We start from the raw sequence: 22,808 nt of genomic DNA, 5'->3' as shown, positions 1-22,808 counted from the left end.
GTAAGGTGCTGGCTATAATTCACCTGAAAACTGATAGCGATCACCAGCATGCCACATTTTCACAAAAGTAACGACTTGGCCTGCCGAGTAGGTCTGGCGACGCAATACGAGCGTCGGTGACTGCGGGGCAATTTGTAGTGCACTGGCTACTTCATCAAGTGCCGCTAAGGCCCGAATAGTATAGTTGCCACGCTCTAGTGGACTTTTGGCAATGAGATAGTCACTGGTATTGACCACACTAAAATCCTGCTCGATAAACGCTGGTACTTTATTCGCATCTACCCAACGTTCTTCGAACTGTATGGGCTGACCATCGGCAAAGTGAATGATTTTTACCTCGTATAAAACAGCTACTTCGTGTTCATTACGGTCATCATCCTTATCAATACCAAATTTACGCCGTAATTCATCGTCCAACATAGCGGCAGTTAGCGTGCGCTTACTTACTACTTGTGCCTGATAATCGCGATTGGCAGATTTTAAATCCTGCGCGATATTACGCACTTCTACAAACGTATGATTGAACTGCTGCTGCGCGACAAACGTCCCCGACCCCTGCCGACGCTCTAATACCCGCTCTTCGCTCAGCTCTTTTAGCGCGCGGTTGACCGTCATTCGCGACACACCAAACTCGGCTGCCAGTGCCATTTCTGTCGAAATCGCGTTACCCGCTTGCCATTTACCAGAATGAATGTTGTCTAATATGGCGTTTTTTATACGTTGATACGCCGGAATCATTTTTGTCATGTTCGCCTTTAACCGTCAGTTTCACCAATGAGAATAGCGTCATAATATCACGAGATACTCTCATGAACGTCAGCAAAGCCACATGACACCTACCTATCTACCAAAATGCGCACAAAAATAATTGAGTTATTTATAAAAACTTCTTGCATGAAAAAATAAACTTTGATAATTTGTATATACAACTTTACAGCAGCATAAACAATCTGCTTTATCTACTCGATATTTTGCTGCGTTTATAGCCTGACTGTAAAACACTTACTTTGATTACTGTATTGCCCTATTCGCTATCACAAGGATATGATCATGACGACTGACCACGGAACCAACAAAGAGACTAAGCTGACCCGCCGTGACGAAAGCCGCGAAATCGCTGCGCCTACTGGCAGCACCCTACATTGCAAAAGCTGGCTGACTGAAGCCCCTTATCGTATGCTGCAAAACAACTTGCATCCTGATGTGGCGGAAAACCCAAAAAGCCTAGTCGTCTATGGTGGTATCGGACGCGCAGCCCGCAACTGGGAAAGCTATGATCAAATCTTAGAGTCATTAAAAGAATTAGAAGATGATGAGACGTTATTGGTGCAATCAGGCAAACCAGTAGGCGTATTTCAAACGCATGAAAACGCGCCACGCGTGTTGATTGCCAATTCCAACCTTGTGCCGCGCTGGGCGACGTGGGAGCACTTCAACGAGCTCGATCGCAAAGACTTAATGATGTATGGTCAGATGACCGCGGGTAGCTGGATTTATATCGGCACTCAAGGCATCGTCCAAGGTACGTATGAGACTTTTGTTGAAGCGGGTCGTCAGCATTATGATGGCAGCTGGGCAGGCCGTTGGATTTTGACCGCTGGTCTGGGTGGTATGGGCGGCGCGCAACCACTAGCCGCAACCTTTGCTGGTGCAACCTCACTGAACATCGAATGTCAGCAGTCTAGTATCGATTTCCGTTTGCGTACGGGTTATGTCGATAAGCAAGCAGACAACCTTGACCATGCTTATGAATTGATTAAACAACATACTGATGCTGGCGAAGCGGTCTCTATCGCCCTCCTTGGTAATGCTGCAGATATCCTGCCTGAGATGGTCAAGTGCGCTAACGCTGGTGGCATGAAACCTGATTTGGTCACCGACCAAACCTCAGCGCATGATTTGATCAATGGCTATCTACCAAGCGGCTGGACCGTAGAAGAATGGAAAGCCGCCCAAGAAGATTCAGAGCAACATGCAGCATTGACCAAAGCAGCTGCTCAATCTTGTGCGGTACATGTACAAGCAATTTTGGATTTGCAAGCGATGGACATTCCAGCGACTGATTACGGTAATAACATCCGTCAGGTCGCTTTTGATGAAGGGGTTAAAGATGCCTTTAATTTTCCAGGTTTTGTCCCTGCGTATATTCGTCCGCTGTTTTGCCAAGGTAAAGGCCCATTCCGCTGGGTAGCACTATCAGGCGATCCAGAAGATATCTATAAGACTGATCAAAAAATCAAAGAGCTGTTCCCTGAAAACAAGCATATCCATCGCTGGTTAGATATGGCAAAAGAGCGTATTCAGTTCCAAGGCCTGCCTGCCCGTATCTGCTGGTTAGGGCTTGGTGAGCGTGATAAAGCAGGCTTGGCATTTAATGAGATGGTCAAGAACGGTGAGCTAAAAGGCCCTATCGTCATTGGTCGCGACCATTTAGATACAGGTTCAGTTGCCAGTCCAAACCGCGAAACAGAAAGCATGAAAGATGGCTCAGACGCCGTATCTGATTGGGCGCTATTGAACGGCATGCTCAATGTCGCGGGCGGTGCGACTTGGGTATCACTGCATCATGGCGGCGGTGTTGGCATGGGCTACTCGCAGCATTCAGGTATGGTCATTGTCGCAGATGGTACAGACGCGGCAGCCAAACGCTTATCGCGAGTACTGGTCAATGACTGCGGCTCAGGGGTCATGCGTCATGCCGATGCAGGTTATGAGCTGGCGATTAAAACAGCGAAAGAGTATGGTTTGAATTTGCCAATGATTAAGTAGCCTGTCAAGCACATTTTATCAAGGAGGATAATATGATTGAGCAAAATACGACATCTAGTCTGAACGATGAAAGTACAACGACATCATCGAAAAAACTACTATCAACCCCTATTGCATTAATACAGCTGATCGTATTCAGTGCGATCGGTTTAGTCATGTTTTTCGTACCCTTTACCATTGGTGAAAAAAGCACGATTTTGTTCGATCATGGCGCGACCTATCTGGTGACTCAGCAGCAAACCTTATCCGTGACATTATTGTTTTTACTCATGCTCTATGGCGTGAGTAAGCCATTTATCGATGGCTCATGGCGTAAAAATATCACCCATATGATTATGACTGCTTTTAAAATCATTGGTCTGATACTGGCAGTGATGTATGTGGCTGACGTAGCGCCTGCCTTTATGATGGAAAAGGACATGCTGCCGTTTTTGTTTGAAAAATTAGCATTACCAGTCGGTATGATTGTGCCAATTGGGGCATTGATATTGGCATTCTTGGTTGGTTTTGGCTTACTAGAAATGGTTGGTGTGCTTATGCAGCCAATTATGAAACCTATTTGGAAAACCCCAGGCTCATCAGCGATTGATGCCGTTGCTTCCTTTGTCGGTAGCTACTCCATTGGTTTGCTCATCACCAATCGTGTGTATTTACAAAAGCAATATTCAGCGCGTGAAGCCATTATCATTGCGACTGGGTTTTCGACTGTATCAGCGGCATTCATGGTGATTGTTGCCAAAACGCTTGGATTGATGGAGTTTTGGAATGTGTTCTTTTGGTCTACGCTAGTAATTACCTTTATTGTCACTGCGATTACCGCTCGTATTCCACCTATCAGTCTCTTTGATGATCATGTCGAACGTCCCGCTTTAGATCATAAACGTGGTACACGGTTAGCAGCAGCATTTGATTTAGGCTTGTCTACTTCGCGCCGTGCCACTGACCTCAAACAAATCTTATGGTCTAACTTTCGTGATGGTCTGACGATGGCAGCCGCCATTGTGCCATCTATCATCGCGGTCGGCTTAACAGGATTGCTATTAGCAAAATATACGCCCGTGTTCGATGCCTTGGGCTTGCTGCTTTATCCCTTTACATGGCTTGGCGGCTTACCAGAACCGCTCGTCGCTGCCAAAGGAATGTCAGCGGGATTGGCTGAGATGTTCTTGCCAGCATTACTACTAAGTGAGGCAGATATTCTGACACGCTATGTCGCAGGGGTCATTTCCATTAGCAGTGTGCTGTTCTTCTCAGCCATGATTCCGTGTGTGCTTGCGACCGAGATTCCTATCTCTGTTGGCAAAATGGTCATCATTTGGTTCGAGCGCGTGGTATTCAGTATTTTATTGGCTGCAGCATTCGGACATCTGGCTATGTACTTCAATTGGATTGGCTAAAAAATTCAAACCCAATAATAGATATTTCGTTGATTAAAAACTTTCAACAACTTCATTTTAAAAAGATACGAATCAAAAATAATATAACCCATACTGCTTACAAAACTAGGATTACCCCTATGAATAATATCAAACAACTAACCCTACACCCTCGCCAGCTTAGCTTTAAAATGCTACGTGATATCTATGAGCAGCCTGTCATATTTACACTACCTGAGAGTGCTTATGCCGCAATAGATGCCTCACACGAAGATGTGCGTACCATCATTGCACGAGACAAAAGTGCCTATGGCATCAATACTGGTTTTGGCCTATTAGCAAAGACGCGTATCAGTGATGACCAACTTGAGCTACTTCAGCGCAACCTAATCGTTTCTCACTCTGTGGGTACTGGTGAAGCGTTACCAGACGGCGTGGTGCGACTGATTATGGTGATGAAAGTGGCCAGCCTAGCGCAAGGGGTATCAGGCGTACGCCGCGAGGTAGTGGACAGCTTACTTGCCTTAATCAATAATCAAATCACGCCAAACATTCCGGCAAAAGGCTCTGTTGGTGCCTCTGGTGATTTAGCGCCTTTATCACACATGACGCTTGCAATGATGGGTGAAGGCGATGTGTTTGTAGCTGGCGAAAAAGTGCCTGCAGCAGACGCGCTAGCACAGCATGGACTTGAGCCAATTACCCTAGCAGCCAAAGAAGGCCTCGCACTTATCAACGGCACGCAAGTCTCAACCGCATTGGCATTACGGGGTTATTTCTTAGCGCGTGACTTGCTGGAGACAGCGACTATCGTTGGCTCCCTGTCAATTGATGCGGCCAAAGGATCGGACTCACCATTTGATGCGCGTATTCACGAAGTACGTGGGCATCATGGTCAAATTGAAATCGCCAAAGCACATCGTCAATTAATCAAAGGCAGTGCCATTCGTGCCTCGCATGATGGCGAGCAGGATGATCGAGTACAAGACCCTTACTGCCTGCGTTGCCAGCCACAAGTCATGGGAGCCTGTCTCGATATCATCAATCAAGCAGGTAAAACGCTATTGATCGAATCCAATGCCGTAACCGACAACCCACTTATCTTTAATAACGAAGATGGTCCTGTCGCCATATCAGGCGGTAACTTCCATGCTGAGCCAGTCGCTTTTGCCGCTGATATTTTGGCCTTGGCAATCGCCGAGATTGGCTCTATGTCTGAGCGCCGTGTCGCTTTGCTAATCGATGCGACTTTGTCAGGTGGCTTACCGCCATTCCTAGTGGATAACGCTGGAGTAAACTCAGGCTTTATGATTGCCCATGTGACCGCAGCGGCACTGGCCTCAGAAAACAAATCTATCGCCCATCCTGGTAGCGTCGATAGTATCCCGACTTCTGCCAACCAAGAAGATCATGTCTCAATGGCGACCTATTGCGCACGCCGCCTATACGAGATGGCGCAAAACACTGCCACCATTATTGGTATTGAGCTATTGGCTGCCGGTCAAGGAATTGATTTCCATCGCGGTCTAGACACCTCAGAGCCGTTGACAGTCGCACATCAAAAACTACGTGAGCAAGTGACTTTCTATGATAAAGATCGCTACCTCGCCCCTGATATCGAAGCGGCCAAGCAGTTAGTATTAGACGGTACGCTTGCTGAACATTGGCAGTCACTACGCAGCGATTGGTACGAGTCTAAATAAAGATTAATGGGCGGAAAACAGCAATGACAATAACGAGAACAACAGCAACGACTACCACACGCATTAGCCATACACCTGCTGATATGACCCAATGGACAGGACGCGCAGAGCCGTTTGAGACTGCACGCGCCCGTTATTGGTATCAGCTTGCTCAGCCTTATGAGGATCAAAATATTGGGCTAATTGGCTTTGCATGTGATCAAGGCGTCAGACGCAATCAAGGCCGCGTGGGCGCTAGATCTGCTCCGCCATTGATTCGTCGAGCCTTTGCTACGCTGCCAGTCATCGCTGAATTGCAACAACGTTTTGATGGTCAATTATCAACTTTGTTGGGTGATGCTGGTGACATTTATTGTGATGATAATGATGGCTTTGCCGAAAGCACTCTTGAGCAAGCTCAGATCAAATATGCCGATGCAGTGAGCAATGTTATCAAACAAGGTGGTTTGCCCATCGGACTTGGCGGTGGTCATGCCATCGCTTATGGTAGTTTTTTGGGATTATGGCAGGCCTTAGAAAATACCAGCAAAACAAATGCCATGCCTACTATCGGGATTATTAATTTTGATGCCCATCTTGATATTCGTCAGTCTGATGTAGCGACCTCTGGAACACCATTTCGTCAAATTTTCGAGCATCTTGACGCATACGATCAGCCCTTTCACTATTGCTGTATCGGCGTCAGTCGATTCTCTAATACGGCAGCGCTCTTTGATCGCGCTAAGCAATTGGGCGTACAGGTTATTAGTGATGAAGACTGTCATTATCAGGCTTGGGATACACTTGCTGAGCGGGTCAAAATCTTTGTAGATCAGGTCGATATCGTATATTTAACCATCGATATGGACTGCTTTCCTGCCAGTGTTATACCCGGTGTGAGTGCACCTGCCGCTTACGGCATTGAACTAGGTTTCGTTGAGCGCATGGTCAAAATCATCATGGCATCAGGCAAAGTAAAAATGGCAGACATTGCTGAGATTAACCCTACCTTTGATATTGACAGTCGTAGCTGCAAAGTTGCTGCTCGCTTACTAGCAACTATTGTAGAGCAGCATTTAATTATCACTTAAATACATTAGCCTCCCAATAATTTAGGAGCATATTATGAATAAATCAAAGAACTCCGTATTGAAAAACTCTACAGAACAGATGCTAGACGAGTCTACTATGACATCATTTGACCACATCATTATTAACGCCAATATCGCTACCTTTTCAACGCAATACGGGTTTGATATTTACTCCGACAATCAAACTGATAGTAATCCATACGGACAGCTACTGAACGCTGCCATCGGTATTAAAGACGGTAAAACTGCTTGGATTGGTGCACAGGATCAAATCACTGCTCATTTGCCTAAATATCCAGACCATCAAATCACAGATGTGGATGGCAAATGGATAACCCCGGGACTCATCGATTGCCATACGCATATCGTTTATGGTGGCAACCGTAGTAATGAATTTGAAGCACGTTTGCAAGGCGCTAGCTATCAAGACATTGCAGCACAAGGCGGCGGTATCGTCGCGACGGTCAGTGCTACCCGCGCCGCCAGTATTGAATCGCTATTTGCACAAAGTGAGAAACGCTTAGTCGCACTTATGAAAGAAGGCGTTACCAGTATCGAAATCAAGTCTGGCTATGGCTTGGACTTAGACACGGAGCGCAAAATGCTGACGGTCGCCCGTCAGCTAGGAGAGAAATACGATATTCATGTGAGCACAACTTATCTAGCGGCGCACGCCCTACCCCCTGAGTACAAAAATCGTGCAGACGACTACATCGAGCAAGTCTGTGAGTGGCTACCAATTCTACATACAGAAGGCTTAGTCGATGCGGTCGATGGTTTCTGTGAAAACATCGCCTTTAATACTGAGCAAATTAGGCATGTTTTTGAGGTAGCGCGTTCATTAGATCTTCCCGTCAAACTGCACTCTGAGCAGCTATCTGATATAGGTGGTAGCGCCTTAGTGGCTGAATATAAAGGGTTATCGAGCGATCATCTGGAACACTTGTCAGAGGATGATATTAAGAAAATGGCCGCTAGCAATACAGTTGCAGTAATATTGCCAGGGGCGTTTTATACGCTACGTGACACCAAGTTGCCGCCGATTGAGGCATTACGTAAGCACCAAGTTCCTATAGCTATTTCAACTGACTGTAATCCTGGCACCTCACCGTTAACGTCGCTTTTATTAACGATGAATATGGGCTGTACGTTATTTTATCTGACACCTGAAGAAGTATTAGCAGGCTCAACCGTTTATGCAGCACAGGCTTTAGGATTATCTAATAAAGGAAAAGTAGAAGTGGGCTGTGATGCTGATTTGGCGCTATGGGATATTGCCCGTCCTGCTGATCTGGCCTATCAGATGGGACTAAATCCTATCCAAGGCATTATGATTCAAGGGAAATGGCGCGAGATGATATAGCTAGAGTGGATTTACGTTAAAACAGAGACAGTGTGGTTGGGATGAATTTTTCGTAGCCTCTGTAATAGCAGCAAGCAAGGAAAATTTATACCAGTCGCATCTATAGTCGGTGAACTACTAAACCGCTACGGCGTTACCCTCCTTAGATGCACTACTTGTACAATCTACAGTCGGCTGCCTTGTACCCATTTTAGAGTTCTTTGACCATAAGTAATATATCGATATTATTCTGAACTGACTATAACTCATCTTGATTTATCTCAATTAAAAAGCCCCAACCATTCAATGATTGGGGCTTTGCTATTTGTCCATATTAACCAACCACTAAGGCTTGTTTACCACTTATAAGTAAGACTAGTTCAAAATACCAAAAGCGACCAACGCATCAGCCACACGTTTGAAGCCAACCATATTGGCACCAGCCATATAATCGACATAACCATTGTCAGTTTGACCATATTGTTCTGAAGCATTCGCAGCACTGTCGTGGATATCTTTCATAATACCTTTTAGACGCTCATCGACTTGCTCAAAGGTTTGATACTGACGGACAGAGTTTTGCGACATTTCAAGCGCAGATACTGCAACCCCGCCAGCATTGGCCGCTTTACCAGGTGCATAATGGACACGGTGCAAACGGATATAATCAATCGCTTCAGCAGTGAGCGGCATATTAGCGCCTTCGACCACGTACTTGACACCATTTTCGACCAACAATTTGGCATCAGCTTCATTGACTTCGTTTTGAGTGGCGCATGGAATTGCAATATCAGCCTTAAACTGCCACGGTTTTTGTTTAGCAAGCCACTCTCCACCATAGACTTCAACATACTCTGCCAATGGTTTATTATGCTGTTTTTGCTTTTTGAGCCAATCTATTTTTTCTTGATTAAGGCCTTTTTCATCATGCAAAGTCCCTTGCGAATCAGACACAGTTATTGCCATACCACCAAGTGCATTCACTTTTTCGGCAGCGTGCAATGAGACATTACCTGCCCCTGATATCAGCACCTTTTTACCTTTGAGCGTGTCATTTTGGGCGAGAAGCATATTTTCTAAGAAATAAACCGCACCATAGCCAGTCGCTTCCGTACGCATCAAGCTACCACCGAAGCCCACGCCTTTTCCAGTGATAACCCCTGTTGATTCACGTGTTAAATTCTTATACATTGCAAACATGTAGCTGACTTCTCGACCACCGACGCCGATGTCACCGGCAGGCACATCCATGTCTTTGCTCACATAATGATGTAGCTCACGCATAAAAGCATAGCAAAAACGGCGAATCTCGCTATCTGTTTTGCCTTTAGGATCAAAATCTGACCCGCCTTTACCGCCACCAATAGGCAAGCCAGTTAGGGCATTTTTGAAAATTTGCTCAAAGCCTAAGAACTTTAATACCGACTGATTGACGGTAGGATGAAACCTAAGACCGCCTTTATAAGGGCCTAACGCATTACAGAACTGCACGCGCCAGCCACGATTGACTTGCACGTCGCCTTTATCATCTTCCCAATTAACACGAAAACCAAATACCCGATCAGGCTCCACCAAACGCTCAAATACTTTCAATGCACTATATTCAGGATGAGCATCGTATAAAGGTTGAATCGTAATCGCCACCTCTTTTACTGCTTGAATAAACTCTGGCTGATGCGCATAACGTGCTTCGATTTTTTCGATGGCCTGACTGATACTCATACGTCTCTTCCTTAGGATAAAACTGGGGATCATATTTACTTACGTCAGCGTCACGTCATATCACAACGGATAAGAGGATTACGAACGCTGACGTAAAACTAAAATCGCCCCTATACAAGGTTCTGTATAGAGACAAATGGGATTAAAAAAGCTGACTGAATTTGTGCTTATATGGCAAATTTAGAAGTGACAACATTTTTCATCTTACAACTATATATCATCTTTAAGACTGATAAGTCTAGTAAATATATCCATCATAAAACTCTATAAGCAATTTTTGTTGGCTAAATTTGAGCTGTCACGTTTAACCGCTCATCGACTAGACATAATAGAAAAATGCCATTTCTCTCTAAAAAATAAAGACAAAAGGAAAATATTTGATGATAAACGGTAAAAAATACCAAAAAACTCGCTTTTTATTGAGCAAATGTATATCAATATTATTAGTAAGGAATTATAATACCTTTCTTATAACAAGGATATTTCTGGCTAATTTAGCTAGTTCATAAATACAAACCAATCACCAGTACAGAGAAAGCGATATGCGTACCGATTCATTTCAACAGATACTAGAAGACCTAAACAGCTCATCAGCAGATGTTGAAGCATCTGCCCTAATCTCTAACGATGGTCTGATGATTGCTTCAGCTCTACCAACTGGTATCGATGAAGACCGTGTGGGTGCTATGTCAGCAGCACTATTATCGTTGGGTGATCGTGCAGGTCGTGAGTTGGCGCGTGGCAGTATCGATCGTATTATGATTCAGGGTGAAAAAGGCTACGTTATTATGACGTCATCGGGAGATGAGGCGGTGCTCACTATTATGGCAAAACCAAATGCCAAGCTTGGTTTGATATTCTTAGATATCAAACGTGCCTCAGAAGCCCTTGCAAAGCTCATTTGATTGGCGACTGCTTATCGAATTTATTCGCTTTTTAATTACTATAAACATAGTCGGTTCAATATAATTTGGATACAAGGAAGCCGGGTGAAAGTACTACAAGTAGTAGGCTAAGCAAGGCTGACACCGTATCCAATTTATAGAAGATTAACTACATAACGACCAATGAAGGAGATGACCATGGGTTCTCCAATCCCTGATGCACACAAGCCTGATATGCCTGCCGAACAGATTACCCTGACTTACCATGATGGCACGTTGCGGACTGTCTATGACACGGGTATCGAACGCCCTTATCCAGATGGCAAATTGATTGTCTCGCGTACCGATTTGGATGGCATACTCACACACGTCAACGATGCTTTTGTTCAGATTAGCGGTTACCATGTGGATGAATTGATTGGCCAACAGCATTACATTTTGCGCCATCCTGACATGCCAAAAGCGGCTTATAAAGATCTGTGGGACACTGCCGAAGCAGGGCAAAAATGGCATGGCTACGTCAAAAACTTATGCAAAGATGGTAGTCATTATTGGGTCTATGCAACCGTCGTACCTAACGTTCGTCATGGCGAAACCGTCGGCTATACATCCGTACGACGCAAGCCATCACGCAGCAAAATCGAAGCGGCAATGGCGCAATATGCCCAAATGAAACAAAACGAGGAAGGCTAAATCATGACGACACACAATATGTTAATCGCCCCAGATTTTTCGCCTGAGCGTTTTGCAGGCTGGCACATGTTCAATACGTTGATTCAAAAACGTGCCAACTTAAATATGCACTTAAACATCCCCGCATCACATGCTGAACAAGAGCAAGTCATTAATGCGGGTGACATTCAGGTCATTTATGCCAATCCCTTTGACGCAGCCACCCTAATCCGTGAACAAGGCTACCGTGCGGTCGCCCGCCCTATCGGAAAGTCTGATGAAATGGTCATTGCCGCTGCTGCAAATAGCGACATTAACCACTTAGAAGACATTCAGGCTGGCGCTACCATCGCCATGGCAGACAACCGAGATGTCAAACTGATTGGCTTACGATTGCTAGAAGCGGTTGATATCGAAGAATCTGATCTGACATGGGATGTCACTGAAACCTATCAGGCAGCTGCCCGCAAAGTCATTAAAGGGGATGCCCAAGCCGCGTTCTTTTTGGCAGAGATTTTTCATAGCTTTTCGCGGTTGACCAAGACCCAGCTATCCGTACTTATCGAAAGTGACTTGGCTGACATCAGCCACGTGCTACTTATCAAAGACGGCTTCCCTGATGCACAAATATTTATAGAAGCCATTCTCAATCTGCACAACGATGATGATGGTAAAAAAGCCTTGGCCGAGCTTGGTATGCCGCAAGGGTTTGAGGCGATGAACGAAGAAGACGCCGAATTTATGATAGATTTGATGCAGACCTTGCTGGACTGAGGAACACCATTATGTCTGATGTAGACCTTATCAAAGAGAATGAGAAAGTCGCGCACCGAGCATTTCGGTTTTACTCGCGCAAAGTATTTTTGGCACCCAACAACCGTCACTTTCATGAACAACGTATCAATGCAGCGCTACTATTGACTGAAAGAGAACCGCTGCAAGGTGCTGTTGCAGACTTCTTTTATGGCTGTTGGTATGACATTCCTTACGATGTAAACAACTTGTTTATTCGTGTCAAAGATCGCCTGTACCCTCATATTCAACAAGGGTTCCGCGACTGTATCGATAAGAAAAGATATATTCAACGCAATAGTATGCTCGCGACCCGCTGGAGCGTATTGATATCTCCTTCTCTAAATGAGCAAAAACAACGGCTGCGTATCAGCAGCGATGATGCCAAAGAAATCGCTAAAGACATCACGACGGAGCTGATCCAAGCGCGTGATGACAAAGATTGGGGCACGATTGAGCAAATCGAAAATGAGTTTTTTGCCCACTGTATCGCGCGCAATGATCGTTTGGCGTTTTCCTTAGTATGGTTTCGCTTGGGCAAAAGTGATTGGCAGTTCGATACACGTTGGGATGATTGCCAACAGCACCTTGATCAAACTATAGCCAAATCCATATAAATCCGCTACATCGTCATCCTCGCTAAGCATATTAATGTATAACTTGCGCTCAGTTTCCTTGTATCGAAATCATTTGAATTCAACTATATGAAAAACTAATTTATCACCACTCTATAACCTTCATCATAATGGTAGTTACTATGTCTTCTTATTTAAATGCTGCTAAAACATATTTGACTCTGACCCCAGCCGGTATTTTTGAAGCATTTTCACAAAACGAACCGACTGTTGAGCAGCTGGCATTACAGGATTTATTGTCTTATGATCAGACATTGCTCGCTGCTGATTGGCTCCAGCGTTATTCTGATGAATGGCTACAGAGCTTTATAGAACATGGCTGGATTGAAAAACTGTCTCTCCTATTGCCAGCACCAAATCTGCCACTAGATCAGTTTTTACCCTATGTGGTTGCCAGCTTATCGGGCAAACGCCGTGCTGCCATTGGCTCTGATGAAGGGTTTTGCTTGGCACGTATTGGCTACAGCCAAGAAGAAGCAGATATGCTCAGTGTCGCGGCAGCTGATTTTTCAGGATTTATGCTACGACAAAAGCAACGTGGGTGGGCAGTAGAAAGCCAAGCTATCTCATTCTTTCAGCAGGTCGATCTGCTCATTCCTGAGACCAGCTTTGTGTTTTTATGGATAGATAATGCTGGCTACGTTCTCATCATCGATGGCGAACCTTTGACCAATAGCCGCGCCTTTGTAGAGCTGGTATGGGCACTAAAAACCTCTGGATTAAGGTTTCTCAATTAATTCAGTTGAACCAATTGATATACTGCTCAACATCAACCTTTCACACTAGAATAATACTCAGTACGCTTATATAAAATTAAGCGCACTGCCGTCTCTTACACCAACTCTTCTCATGCCATTCATTTTTCTACTGCTTTCTAATTCTAGTCAATTTCACACAGTAATAAGAATACCCTCAGAATTAACAACAACTTGTCAACGTTTAGGTCATACTCCTCTCATGCATGTAAGATGTTTTCTTACCGCTGTTTAAGTTTCCATAAAACCCTAGCTTCTACAAAATATAAAGCCTCCAAGATTTAAATCACCTCGTCCAACGTCCTACCTTACTGAAAGTGGCAACCTCTGCCAAACTTTGCATTCTTGCTTATTTTTAGGACAGTTTATGACTTCGCTGACCACTGTGCGCGTGCGTTATCAAACGATTGAAATTGGCAACACCGATATCCATATTTGCACCCTGCGTGACAACCAACAATTTAGTGACCCTGACGATGAAGCGTTGAATTTGGGCATTTGCTCGGCTTCTTGGCCAATGTTTGGGGTAATATGGCCGTCAAGCTTGGTACTGGCCAATCATATGCTCGATTACGATATTGCAGGCAAACGTATTTTGGAAGTTGGCTGCGGTATGGCGCTCTCTAGTCTGCTACTCAATCACAGACATGCTGACATCACAGCGACCGACTATCATCCAACGGTTGAGTATTTCCTTGATAGAAATACCACGCTGAATAATAACAAAGAGATCAATTTTGAGCGTTTAGACTGGGCAGAAGACAATAGCCATCTTGGCAAGTTTGATATGATTATCGGCAGTGACTTACTCTATGAAGACCAACATATTGATATACTGGCTGAGTTCATTGACCGTCATGCTCTGCCAACCTGCGAGGTCATCGTGGTCGATCCTGGGCGTGGTCGCAAAAACAAGCTGACCAACAAGATGACTGAATTTGGCTTTAGCAGCAAGCATGTCAAGCCCGAGAATACTACTTATCTAGACTTGCCTTTTAAGGGACACATTTTGACATTTTCGCGGGTTGAGACTGGTCAAAACGAATAAACAATACAGAGCAGTTTTATGGCAAGTTTTCTATATATTTTGCCACTGCTGACGAGATATCTTGTACAACACATGCTCAGCAAGTGGATGTGTTGATTTGAGCGCAGGATGATAGAAATTGTCTTGCGTATCCGTCATACCAATGCGCTGCATGATCAGTTGCGAGCGCTTATTAATGACCGCGGTAAATGAAACCACTTCCTCAAGCCCCAGCTCAGTAAAGGCAAAATTTAAAGACGCACGAGCTGCTTCAGTAGCATACCCTTGTCCCCAATAGTCACTATGTAACCGCCAAGCAATCTCAACCGCAGGGGCAAACGACATATCAGCATGCGTATCGTTTAATCCAACAAACCCGATAAAGCCACCGCTATTTTCTTCATCAACTTTTAGGCTAACTGCCCAAAGCCCCCAGCCATTATCTGCAATAAGCTGCTGGCACTTATTGGCGATGATATCGCTTACTTTAGAGGTTAATAGCTTAGGAAAGTATTGCATTACTTCTGGATCAGCATTCATGTCGGCAAAGGTCGCAAAGTCGCTTGCTTGCCATTGTCTGAGGTACAGACGGTCGGTTTCTATCATATTTATAACTTTATTCTCTCGCGTCTCATGGTTTGGGATAAATTATATTCGTAAAGCTAACCATCGAGCCAGCCTTGTTGTTTTGCATACGCTAGCTGCTCAGGCGTATCAATGTCGTAGCTAAGTTGGTCATTATCGACCATACCTATTTGATCGGCAAGCAATCCTCTGATTAGGTTACGAAGCCCTTTATCGCCTATCAATGCTGACTGCCACTGTCTAAGCAATTTATAGTTAATTGCTAAAGGTAAACCTATGATATCAGATGCACCTTTATGCAGACTTTGGTGTTTTTCTAAACCTTGCCAATTATGATAGCGACTGGCTACTACAAGCTTCTTGCTCGCTAGCAATGATGTTAAATGAGACTCATCTAATAGTACTTGATCCACTCCCATGATGAGCACTCGATCGATTGAAATCGATTCAAAAGCCGCAATTGTCTCAATACCCAAACGTAAACTATCCGCCATACCCGTTTCAGGTTTCGGGTTCACTACTATTTGAACCGTTGGGTACTGCACAGCCAACTCTGTAATTACACTAGCAATTGAATGATGATTATCAGGAATGACAACAACGATAACTGGCGGGTTGGTGCTCAATGCCAATCGGATCATGTATCGAATTAATGGCTCACTATTCTTAACGAGCAGCTGTTTGGGTTGACCGAGACGCTGACTGAGGCCACTTGCCAGTATGATGACCGTATGATTTTGGCCTTGTCGTTCAATGTTTTCTATAGAAATACTGCTGTTCATACGATACTCGATACAATATCCGTATCGCTACTCATCGCTGGGATATTTGAAGAATTATTGTACGAGCCGCCTTCTATTGGGATTTGATTGTGCATGACCGCATTTATCTCTGCCATGATACCGAGCGCGAGTGCCTCAGGGCCGTCGCCTCCTAACTTATAGCCAATCGGATAATGCAATTTATGAATACCAGCTTCTAACATAGTAGGATTACTAAGGTTTATGCTAATTTCCTTGATTAAACGTTCGGTACGATAGCGCGGCCCCAATTGCCCTAAGTATTTATAATTGTTTGCATGCTCGAGCAGTATCGCTAGACGAGCACGATCTTGGGTCAAGCTGTGTGACATTAGAGCGACTGCTGCGTTATGGCTCAGCTGAAGCAAAGTCTCACTGTCATCTAAAGATAGCGACATCACCGTATCCGCTTGAGGAAACCGCATGCGCGTCGCATATTGCGCGCGACTATCTATAACTGTCACATGCCAATCTTGTAGCTTGGCCATGGTCACCAGCGGCATCACATCATTACCCGCTCCGCAAATTAGGAGACGCAATTGTGGTTGCAGGCTTTGCACGAGCCATTCTGTTGTTGCCTTGCCGTTTTCCACCGTCACATGTTCGGCATTTTTATTAGACAGCTTATATTCTGCTAATTCCTTCACAGTATCGGTAAGTACGCTTGAAGCATCTGTTGTCTCTTGTTCTAAGAAGACTTTCGAGTTGTGATATTCATCTAAATTAATGCGCAGACCAATTTTTAAATTATCATTTTTTTGCGATACAGAATCTTGATGCTGCCAATCATTAGCGCGAATTAAAGTAGCCATAGTAATCGGCTGCTGATTACGTCGAACTTGACGAATTGTCGCTAACAATGGCATTGCTGTCGTTAGTCGCTCAAATAATACATGCACTCGCCCATTACAGCCCAAGCCGAAATTTAACTCATCAAAGTCCACGTCGTCTAAATCGCTATCTGGCTCATTATATATATCATGCTTAGTTTCATTTTTATTAGCGCCTGCTTTCGCTTGACCATTGTCAGCATATTCAATATCGTCGCCTGTCTGATAGACTTGCACAGTGGCACCGTCACGCGTGAGCCAAAAGGCACGTTTGATAATATGCGGCTCCAAGCAACCACCACTAATCATTCCAACTGAACGACCATCCTCACAGATGAGCATCATCGCGCCAGCACGACGATACGCTGAGCCCTCGGTGCGTACGACCGTTGCCAGTACAGCATCAATGCCTTGCTGCTTAGCCGTACTTGCCAGCTCAAGAATGTCAGCGACTTGATTCATAACGCCTCGTATTTGATATTTATTTTTTTGATAATGATGAAATATACTGCTGATTGAGTTATAAAAACCCGCTCATTAAGCGGGTTCCTGTCGTACATATGGCTTAAAAAATTACTCTGGCATCTCATAAAGCAGCTTATCGAGGGTAATCGGAAAATCATATACACGTACACCGACTGCATTATAGACAGCGTTAGCAATCGCGGCAGCAGCGCCAGCAATCGCGGTCTCACCGATACCTTTGATATGCATCGGGTTGGTATAAGGATCATCCTCTTCGACCAATATCACATCCAACTGCGGTACATCTGCATTGACGGGGACGTGGTACTCAGCAAGGTCATGATTACACAGACGACCATCACGTTTATCGTGGATGACCTCTTCCATCAATGCTGAACCAATACCAAACACCATGCCGCCATAACATTGCGAAGTCGCTGTTTTGTGGTTAAGAATACGACCTGCGGCAAATGCACCCGTCATACGTTTCACTCGAATCTCGCCCGTGACTTTGTGGACGGCTACTTCAGCGAAGTTCGCGCCAAAAGAGGATTGACGATACTTCTTACCATTCTTACCTGGCTTTATTTGACCTTTGGCACTGATTTTTTGCTCATCATAGCCCGCGACCACGTCGGCAAGCGCATAAAACTCTGTATTCTCAAAATTATATTTTTCTGATTCTGACTGTTCTTCTAATACATTCTCTGATAATGAAATCCCTGTGGTTTCTGATAGCTTATCAATAGTATTATCAGCGAACGCTTGACCGTTCTCTTTGGCTGCCTCTATAACAGTTAGATCGTGCTTGCCTACTTGCTTAATTTGACCATTATCTAGCTGAATCGTATCAGGGTATAGACCCACTTTTTCTGCCAGCATCTCACGCAGTTGTTCACAAGCGAGGTAGACGCCACTACCTGCACTCGCCGCTCCCCAACTACCACCTGAACCTGCTGCGGGCGGAAATGCACTATCACCCAGTTTCATCTCAATATGGTCAATGGGTAGTCCTAGTAAATCTGCGGCTACTTGAGAGAACACCGTATAAGACCCTGTACCGATATCGGTCATGTCTGTCTCGATAACTGCTTTGACACCGAGTGCTTTTGACTTGTCTACTTGTAGAGTTGCGCGTGCTTCAGAAGGTTGTAATTGATTCCCACGTGCTGCCGCAGCCATGCCCGTGCCTATCCACCAGTCACCTTCTAATTGACTGGCAGGCTTGGCATTGCGCTGACTCCAACCGAACTGTTCAGCACCTTGTTCCATACAGGCAATTAACTGGCGCGTCGAAAACGGAATGTCTTTACTAGGATCTTTTTCGGGTTCATTGCGGCGACGTAGCTCAATAGGATCAATATCTAATTGTGAAGCCAACTCATCCATCGCACATTCAACGGCAATCATGCCAACCGCCTCACCAGGCGCACGCATCGAGCCTGATAGCACTTGGTTCATGTCTACCATTTCATAGTTTACACGGCGGTTTTTACCGCGGTACAAGTAATGAGTAGATAAAGCAGTCGGCTCAAAGAATGCCTCTCCAGGCAAATTGCTAGAAACGGTATCATGAATTAAAGTATCGATAACGCCATCCTTGTCACAGCCAATCGCAATGCGCTGACGAGTGTTTGAGCGTCTGACTGTCGCTTCCATGACTTGTGGACGGGTCATGGTAATCAATATTGGACGACCAAGCTCTTTTGAAGCGATCGCAGCGGCAATAGATTCAGGGGCGATACCTAGCTTGCTACCAAACCCACCACCGACATAGTGCGCGATTAACTGAACTTGGTCTTTGTTTAAGTTTAAGGCGTCCATGACTTGCTGCTTGCAAGACGCAAGCATTTGATTGGCAGTATAGAGAATTAGCTTGTCACCTTCCCAATGTGCCAATGTCGCATGCGGCTCCATTGCAGAGCTGTTTTGACTTGGCGTATGATAAAAGCGATCGAGCGTCACCTCTGCATCAGCTAAACCTTGCTCTGGGTCGCCTTGAACATAATTTTTATCAGAGCCTTTTTTTTCATCGACTGCATGGGCGTTAGACAGCTCTTTAGTAAAATTCAATGCCGCTTGCTCAGTCTCATCTTTATAAATAACTTTAAGCGCCTTCGCCCCTTCTGTTGCCGCTTCAAAAGTTTCAGCGATGACCACAGCGATAGGTTGACCATGATAAAAAATCTCAGTTGCTCCCTGCTTTGGTGCCTTTTTTAACCCGCCTTGCTGAGAATTACGCAAGAAATGCTTAGGGTCTGTGACAACCTTGATAATATTAGGAATGCCGTCTAAAGAACTGCTATCAATGTTCTCGACTTGACCTTTGGCAATGGTCGCACCGACCAAAACACCGTAGGCTTTATTATCTAAGTGGATTTCGGCACTATAATGCGCTTGACCGCTAACCTTTAACGAGCCATCAACACGGTTGATTGGCTTACCGACCAGTTTGCTCGCCGTTTTGCTAAACAGAGACTCGACAGGCTCATCCATGGTCATTTTTTTGGTCGGTTCTGACTGAGTAATTGATTCAAATAATGACATGATTATGCTCCCTTGCCCGCTAGTGCGCGCTGAATGACTTGTTTTAGTAGGCGACGCGTCAACGGTATCTTAAAGTCGTTTTGACCATTACCTTTGGCATCATGCAATAACAGATCGGCGGCTTGCGTGATAACGTCACTATTGCCATCGGTGTCCATTAATAATGCCTCAACTTCTTCGTTACGCCATGGCTCAGTCCCGATACCGCCAAACGCCAATCGTACCGTTTTCAAACTACCGTTTTCGTCAGCATCTATTACTGCGGCACAAGATACCAGCGCAAAGGCATAGGAAGCGCGATCTCGTACTTTGTCATAAGTATGCATGCCCTTGACAGGTGCAGGTAAGACAACATGAGTGATTAACTCGCCTGCTTCCAACACGTTTTCGATATGCGGCGTGTCTTTTGGCAAGCAATAAAAATCTTTTACATCGATAGCACGAGTCGAGCCATCCGCCTTAACTGTTTCGATAGTGGCATCCAGCAAGCGCATGGCCACTGCCATATCAGAGGGGTGCTGAGCAATACAGGCATCGCTCGTGCCTAAAATAGCCAGCGTACGGTTTTCACCATTGACAGCAGGACAACCAGTCCCCGGTTCGCGCTTATTGCAGGCACTGTCTGTTTGATAGAAATAATAGCAACGAGTACGCTGTAAGAAATTGCCGCCAGTGGTCGCTTTGTTACGTAGCTGACCTGTCGCTCCTGCCAAAATCGCTCGGGACAATACTGGGTAATTTGCAATAACGTCAGGATGCGCTGCCAAATCGCTATTGGTCACAAGCGTGCCGATACGCAAACCACCATCTGCAGTGGTTTCAACTTGTTCTAACTCTAAACGAGTAATATCGACCAATTTAATTGGCGTCTCAATCTCTAGTTTCATCAAGTCTAATAAGTTAGTACCACCTGCGATAAAAGACGCATCTTTGGCACTGGCAGATATGGCGGCTTGCTCTGGTGCATCAGCACGACTGTATTCAAAGCGTTTCATGAGCGGCCTCCTGTTGTAGCAGTTGCTGTTTTATTATTTACCGTCTTATTATTTGCTGAGACTTTGCCGAGTTGCGCCTCACTAGGCGGTGGTGACCAAATACCTGTTACGCTTGAATGTTGCGCAGTATTGTCAGTTGTTTGAATATTAGGCTCTGATAATTGACTCTCCAGCACTTGCGAGATGGCTTTAATAATATTGGGATAAGCAGAACAGCGGCAGATATTACCGCTCATGCGCTCAGCGATTTCTTGTACAAGGAGACCATCAGGATGTTGCAGGTCTGTGCTGACATGGCTTGGCCAATTTTGTTTGATCTCCTCTATCAATGCGGTCGCTGAGCAAATCTGACCTGGGGTGCAATATCCGCACTGAAATGCGTCGTTGTCTTTAAAGGCTTGTTGCAATTCTGATAACGAATCCGGCATCCCGATGCCTTCAATCGTTGTGATGTCATCCCCATCATGCATGACGGCAAGTGTCAGACAAGAATTAACCCGTCGTCCATTGATGAGCATCGTACAAGCCCCGCATTGACCGTGGTCACAGCCTTTTTTAGGTCCAGTAATTCGTAAGTGCTGACGACAGACGTCGAGCAGTGTCGTACGGGCGTCAAGATTATCGAGCTGATAATCCTGTTTATTGATTGTTAAGGTCAAAGTAGACATGCTGGCTTCTCGCTGGCAGATGAACATAATGGAATGGTAAAATACGCCTCAAAAGACGGCATCGATAAATTTATTATGACGTATCAAAAAAGTTGTTTTGTTTTTACTTTGTAGTTATTACAGTGTAGTTTTTAATCATAGGTAGTTTTTAATCATAGGTAGTTTTTAATCATAGAGAATGTCGAGACATGAGTGATGCTGCTAACGGGCATCTTATTTATGATGATGACTCTTTTTTACATTGGTCAGTTTTCTATATTCGTCAGTAGACAATCGAACAAGTTTTAAATGTGTTCGGTAAAATCTTCAATATAGTCATTATCCTTTTATGAGTCACATTTTTGGTGCCGTTACAAATTGGCTATATATCTTCACAATTCATTGTTGAGCAATCACTCAAATTTGTTTATAGTGGTTGCAGTTGATTCACTTAGAGAAGATTGACATGTTAAATTGAGTATTCACTCAAATTGACTTGTCCTTTTTAAGAGATCTGATTTCAGGTATCTACTCTAAGAAATATAAGCTACAACACTTTAAAAACGACCTAACAACTATTTATCTTAAGGATTTTGTATGACCGAATTTACATTACACGACAAAGAAACCGCACCAGCAGAGAGCAAAGACTTGCTAGACGTTTCTATCAAAGCATTTGGCATGGTTCCAAACTTGCATGCTGTGATGGCTGAAGCGCCTGGATTGCTTGAAGGCTATCAACGTCTACATCAGTTGTTTTTGGACAGCAGTTTCGATGACGAAGAAGTCACCGTTGTCTGGCAAACCATCAACGTCGAGCATGCTTGTCATTATTGCGTACCTGCACATACTGGTATCGCCAAAAGCATGAAAGTGGATGATGCCATCACCGAAGCATTGCGCAATGAAACTACACTACCGACTGAGAAATTAGAAGCGCTACGTGACTTTACACTCTCTGTAGTCCGTGGTCGCGGTAACGTAGATGATGCTGCTGTACAAGCATTCTTGGATGCTGGCTTTACCAAACGTCAAATCCTAGAAGTAGTCCTTGCTGCGGCGCAAAAAGTGATGAGCAATTACACCAACCATCTTGCTAACACGCCAATCGACAAGCCATTCCAAAAATTTGAATGGCACAAAGCAGACTAATTAAACCGCCAATTTGGGGTTGTAATAACCCCTCTGGTGT

Annotated in this window: 20 protein-coding genes; 12 read left to right on the top strand and 8 right to left on the bottom strand. The window is 44.7% G+C overall.

The window, feature by feature from the left end; all coding sequences use genetic code 11:
- Window positions 1–12: 12 nt before the first annotated feature.
- Window positions 13–738 (bottom strand): UTRA domain-containing protein, encoded by a 726-nt coding sequence (locus tag ACTQ9T_RS01810; protein WP_189582410.1) that lies wholly within the window; start codon window positions 736–738, stop codon window positions 13–15.
- Between the two features lie 312 nt (window positions 739–1,050).
- Here ACTQ9T_RS01810 and hutU point away from each other — a divergent pair, with 312 nt between their 5' ends.
- From hutU to hutI, 5 genes are all read left to right on the top strand, one after another.
- A complete protein-coding gene (gene hutU / locus ACTQ9T_RS01805; RefSeq protein ID WP_440463897.1) occupies window positions 1,051–2,769 on the top strand; it encodes a urocanate hydratase in 1,719 nt (572 codons plus the stop codon).
- Window positions 2,770–2,801: 32 nt separating this feature from the next.
- Window positions 2,802–4,166: a YjiH family protein gene (locus tag ACTQ9T_RS01800; RefSeq protein WP_440463896.1), complete on the top strand. Its 1,365-nt coding sequence runs from the start codon at window positions 2,802–2,804 to the stop codon at window positions 4,164–4,166.
- A gap of 119 nt (window positions 4,167–4,285) precedes the next feature.
- Window positions 4,286–5,848 carry a histidine ammonia-lyase gene (gene hutH, locus ACTQ9T_RS01795; RefSeq protein ID WP_440463895.1) on the top strand — a complete coding sequence of 521 codons (1,563 nt, stop codon included), beginning with the start codon at window positions 4,286–4,288 and terminating at the stop codon, window positions 5,846–5,848.
- 23 nt (window positions 5,849–5,871) lie between these two features.
- Window positions 5,872–6,918 carry a formimidoylglutamase gene (gene hutG, locus ACTQ9T_RS01790; protein ID WP_440463894.1) on the top strand — a complete coding sequence of 349 codons (1,047 nt, stop codon included), beginning with the start codon at window positions 5,872–5,874 and terminating at the stop codon, window positions 6,916–6,918.
- A 79-nt stretch (window positions 6,919–6,997) separates the two neighbouring features.
- Window positions 6,998–8,281, top strand: coding sequence for an imidazolonepropionase (gene hutI, locus ACTQ9T_RS01785; protein ID WP_440464443.1), 1,284 nt, complete (start codon window positions 6,998–7,000; stop codon window positions 8,279–8,281).
- 354 nt (window positions 8,282–8,635) lie between these two features.
- On the opposite strand, the gene gdhA is transcribed toward hutI, so the two are convergent.
- Window positions 8,636–9,982 carry an NADP-specific glutamate dehydrogenase gene (gdhA, locus tag ACTQ9T_RS01780; RefSeq protein WP_440463893.1) on the bottom strand — a complete coding sequence of 449 codons (1,347 nt, stop codon included), beginning with the start codon at window positions 9,980–9,982 and terminating at the stop codon, window positions 8,636–8,638.
- A gap of 542 nt (window positions 9,983–10,524) precedes the next feature.
- Here gdhA and ACTQ9T_RS01775 point away from each other — a divergent pair.
- The 6 genes from ACTQ9T_RS01775 to ACTQ9T_RS01750 all read left to right on the top strand — a co-directional run bounded on the left by ACTQ9T_RS01775 (window position 10,525) and on the right by ACTQ9T_RS01750 (window position 14,768).
- On the top strand, window positions 10,525–10,887 hold the full coding sequence (locus ACTQ9T_RS01775) for a roadblock/LC7 domain-containing protein (protein WP_189579969.1): 363 nt from the start codon (window positions 10,525–10,527) through the stop codon (window positions 10,885–10,887).
- 177 nt (window positions 10,888–11,064) lie between these two features.
- Complete coding sequence (locus ACTQ9T_RS01770; RefSeq protein ID WP_440463892.1) at window positions 11,065–11,559, top strand: PAS domain-containing protein; 495 nt, start codon at window positions 11,065–11,067, stop codon at window positions 11,557–11,559.
- 3 nt (window positions 11,560–11,562) lie between these two features.
- Window positions 11,563–12,312 carry a PhnD/SsuA/transferrin family substrate-binding protein gene (locus ACTQ9T_RS01765; RefSeq protein WP_201592333.1) on the top strand — a complete coding sequence of 250 codons (750 nt, stop codon included), beginning with the start codon at window positions 11,563–11,565 and terminating at the stop codon, window positions 12,310–12,312.
- An 11-nt stretch (window positions 12,313–12,323) separates the two neighbouring features.
- A complete protein-coding gene (locus ACTQ9T_RS01760) occupies window positions 12,324–12,947 on the top strand; it encodes a hypothetical protein (RefSeq protein ID WP_440463891.1) in 624 nt (207 codons plus the stop codon).
- Between the two features lie 140 nt (window positions 12,948–13,087).
- Complete coding sequence (locus ACTQ9T_RS01755) at window positions 13,088–13,702, top strand: hypothetical protein (RefSeq protein ID WP_440463890.1); 615 nt, start codon at window positions 13,088–13,090, stop codon at window positions 13,700–13,702.
- 385 nt (window positions 13,703–14,087) lie between these two features.
- Window positions 14,088–14,768 (top strand): class I SAM-dependent methyltransferase, encoded by a 681-nt coding sequence (locus ACTQ9T_RS01750; RefSeq protein ID WP_440463889.1) that lies wholly within the window; start codon window positions 14,088–14,090, stop codon window positions 14,766–14,768.
- Window positions 14,769–14,798: 30 nt separating this feature from the next.
- On the opposite strand, the gene ACTQ9T_RS01745 is transcribed toward ACTQ9T_RS01750, so the two are convergent.
- The 6 genes from ACTQ9T_RS01745 to ACTQ9T_RS01720 all read right to left on the bottom strand — a co-directional run bounded on the left by ACTQ9T_RS01745 (window position 14,799) and on the right by ACTQ9T_RS01720 (window position 21,637).
- Window positions 14,799–15,353 carry a GNAT family N-acetyltransferase gene (locus tag ACTQ9T_RS01745; protein ID WP_440463888.1) on the bottom strand — a complete coding sequence of 185 codons (555 nt, stop codon included), beginning with the start codon at window positions 15,351–15,353 and terminating at the stop codon, window positions 14,799–14,801.
- Window positions 15,354–15,409: 56 nt separating this feature from the next.
- Window positions 15,410–16,114 (bottom strand): nucleotidyltransferase family protein, encoded by a 705-nt coding sequence (locus ACTQ9T_RS01740; protein WP_440463887.1) that lies wholly within the window; start codon window positions 16,112–16,114, stop codon window positions 15,410–15,412.
- The gene (locus ACTQ9T_RS01735) at window positions 16,111–17,424 is read right to left on the bottom strand and encodes an XdhC family protein (RefSeq protein WP_440463886.1); all 1,314 of its coding nucleotides are present in this window, start codon (window positions 17,422–17,424) and stop codon (window positions 16,111–16,113) included. The genes ACTQ9T_RS01740 and ACTQ9T_RS01735 overlap by 4 nt, the downstream gene beginning before the upstream one ends.
- 111 nt (window positions 17,425–17,535) lie before the next feature.
- Window positions 17,536–19,974 carry a molybdopterin cofactor-binding domain-containing protein gene (locus ACTQ9T_RS01730; protein ID WP_440463885.1) on the bottom strand — a complete coding sequence of 813 codons (2,439 nt, stop codon included), beginning with the start codon at window positions 19,972–19,974 and terminating at the stop codon, window positions 17,536–17,538.
- Between the two features lie 2 nt (window positions 19,975–19,976).
- Window positions 19,977–20,969 carry an FAD binding domain-containing protein gene (locus ACTQ9T_RS01725; RefSeq protein WP_440463884.1) on the bottom strand — a complete coding sequence of 331 codons (993 nt, stop codon included), beginning with the start codon at window positions 20,967–20,969 and terminating at the stop codon, window positions 19,977–19,979.
- Window positions 20,966–21,637, bottom strand: coding sequence for a 2Fe-2S iron-sulfur cluster-binding protein (locus ACTQ9T_RS01720; RefSeq protein WP_440463883.1), 672 nt, complete (start codon window positions 21,635–21,637; stop codon window positions 20,966–20,968). The genes ACTQ9T_RS01725 and ACTQ9T_RS01720 overlap by 4 nt, the downstream gene beginning before the upstream one ends.
- Window positions 21,638–22,213: 576 nt before the next feature.
- On the opposite strand from ACTQ9T_RS01720, the gene ACTQ9T_RS01715 reads away from it, so the two are divergent.
- Window positions 22,214–22,768: a carboxymuconolactone decarboxylase family protein gene (locus ACTQ9T_RS01715; protein ID WP_189579932.1), complete on the top strand. Its 555-nt coding sequence runs from the start codon at window positions 22,214–22,216 to the stop codon at window positions 22,766–22,768.
- Window positions 22,769–22,808 lie beyond the last annotated feature (40 nt).

Origin of the sequence: Psychrobacter sp. ASPA161_6, from assembly GCF_051970285.1 — a bacterium.
In the GTDB taxonomy this organism is placed as follows: domain Bacteria; phylum Pseudomonadota; class Gammaproteobacteria; order Pseudomonadales; family Moraxellaceae; genus Psychrobacter; species Psychrobacter glaciei.
The sequence above is the reverse complement of the archived record's forward strand: the minus strand, read 5'-3'. Positions and strand labels throughout refer to the sequence as shown.

Excerpts from the sequence above, each read along its gene's own strand:
- ACTQ9T_RS01810 (WP_189582410.1), bottom strand. The coding sequence starts at position 738 with ATGATTCCGGCGTATCAACGTATAAAAAACGCCATATTAGACAACATT.
- hutU (WP_440463897.1), top strand. The coding sequence starts at position 1,051 with ATGACGACTGACCACGGAACCAACAAAGAGACTAAGCTGACCCGCCGT.
- ACTQ9T_RS01800 (WP_440463896.1), top strand. The coding sequence starts at position 2,802 with ATGATTGAGCAAAATACGACATCTAGTCTGAACGATGAAAGTACAACG.
- hutH (WP_440463895.1), top strand. The coding sequence starts at position 4,286 with ATGAATAATATCAAACAACTAACCCTACACCCTCGCCAGCTTAGCTTT.
- hutG (WP_440463894.1), top strand. The coding sequence starts at position 5,872 with ATGACAATAACGAGAACAACAGCAACGACTACCACACGCATTAGCCAT.
- hutI (WP_440464443.1), top strand. The coding sequence starts at position 6,998 with ATGCTAGACGAGTCTACTATGACATCATTTGACCACATCATTATTAAC.
- gdhA (WP_440463893.1), bottom strand. The coding sequence starts at position 9,982 with ATGAGTATCAGTCAGGCCATCGAAAAAATCGAAGCACGTTATGCGCAT.
- ACTQ9T_RS01775 (WP_189579969.1), top strand. The coding sequence starts at position 10,525 with ATGCGTACCGATTCATTTCAACAGATACTAGAAGACCTAAACAGCTCA.
- ACTQ9T_RS01770 (WP_440463892.1), top strand. The coding sequence starts at position 11,065 with ATGGGTTCTCCAATCCCTGATGCACACAAGCCTGATATGCCTGCCGAA.
- ACTQ9T_RS01765 (WP_201592333.1), top strand. The coding sequence starts at position 11,563 with ATGACGACACACAATATGTTAATCGCCCCAGATTTTTCGCCTGAGCGT.
- ACTQ9T_RS01760 (WP_440463891.1), top strand. The coding sequence starts at position 12,324 with ATGTCTGATGTAGACCTTATCAAAGAGAATGAGAAAGTCGCGCACCGA.
- ACTQ9T_RS01755 (WP_440463890.1), top strand. The coding sequence starts at position 13,088 with ATGTCTTCTTATTTAAATGCTGCTAAAACATATTTGACTCTGACCCCA.
- ACTQ9T_RS01750 (WP_440463889.1), top strand. The coding sequence starts at position 14,088 with ATGACTTCGCTGACCACTGTGCGCGTGCGTTATCAAACGATTGAAATT.
- ACTQ9T_RS01745 (WP_440463888.1), bottom strand. The coding sequence starts at position 15,353 with ATGATAGAAACCGACCGTCTGTACCTCAGACAATGGCAAGCAAGCGAC.
- ACTQ9T_RS01740 (WP_440463887.1), bottom strand. The coding sequence starts at position 16,114 with ATGAACAGCAGTATTTCTATAGAAAACATTGAACGACAAGGCCAAAAT.
- ACTQ9T_RS01735 (WP_440463886.1), bottom strand. The coding sequence starts at position 17,424 with ATGAATCAAGTCGCTGACATTCTTGAGCTGGCAAGTACGGCTAAGCAG.
- ACTQ9T_RS01730 (WP_440463885.1), bottom strand. The coding sequence starts at position 19,974 with ATGTCATTATTTGAATCAATTACTCAGTCAGAACCGACCAAAAAAATG.
- ACTQ9T_RS01725 (WP_440463884.1), bottom strand. The coding sequence starts at position 20,969 with ATGAAACGCTTTGAATACAGTCGTGCTGATGCACCAGAGCAAGCCGCC.
- ACTQ9T_RS01720 (WP_440463883.1), bottom strand. The coding sequence starts at position 21,637 with ATGTCTACTTTGACCTTAACAATCAATAAACAGGATTATCAGCTCGAT.
- ACTQ9T_RS01715 (WP_189579932.1), top strand. The coding sequence starts at position 22,214 with ATGACCGAATTTACATTACACGACAAAGAAACCGCACCAGCAGAGAGC.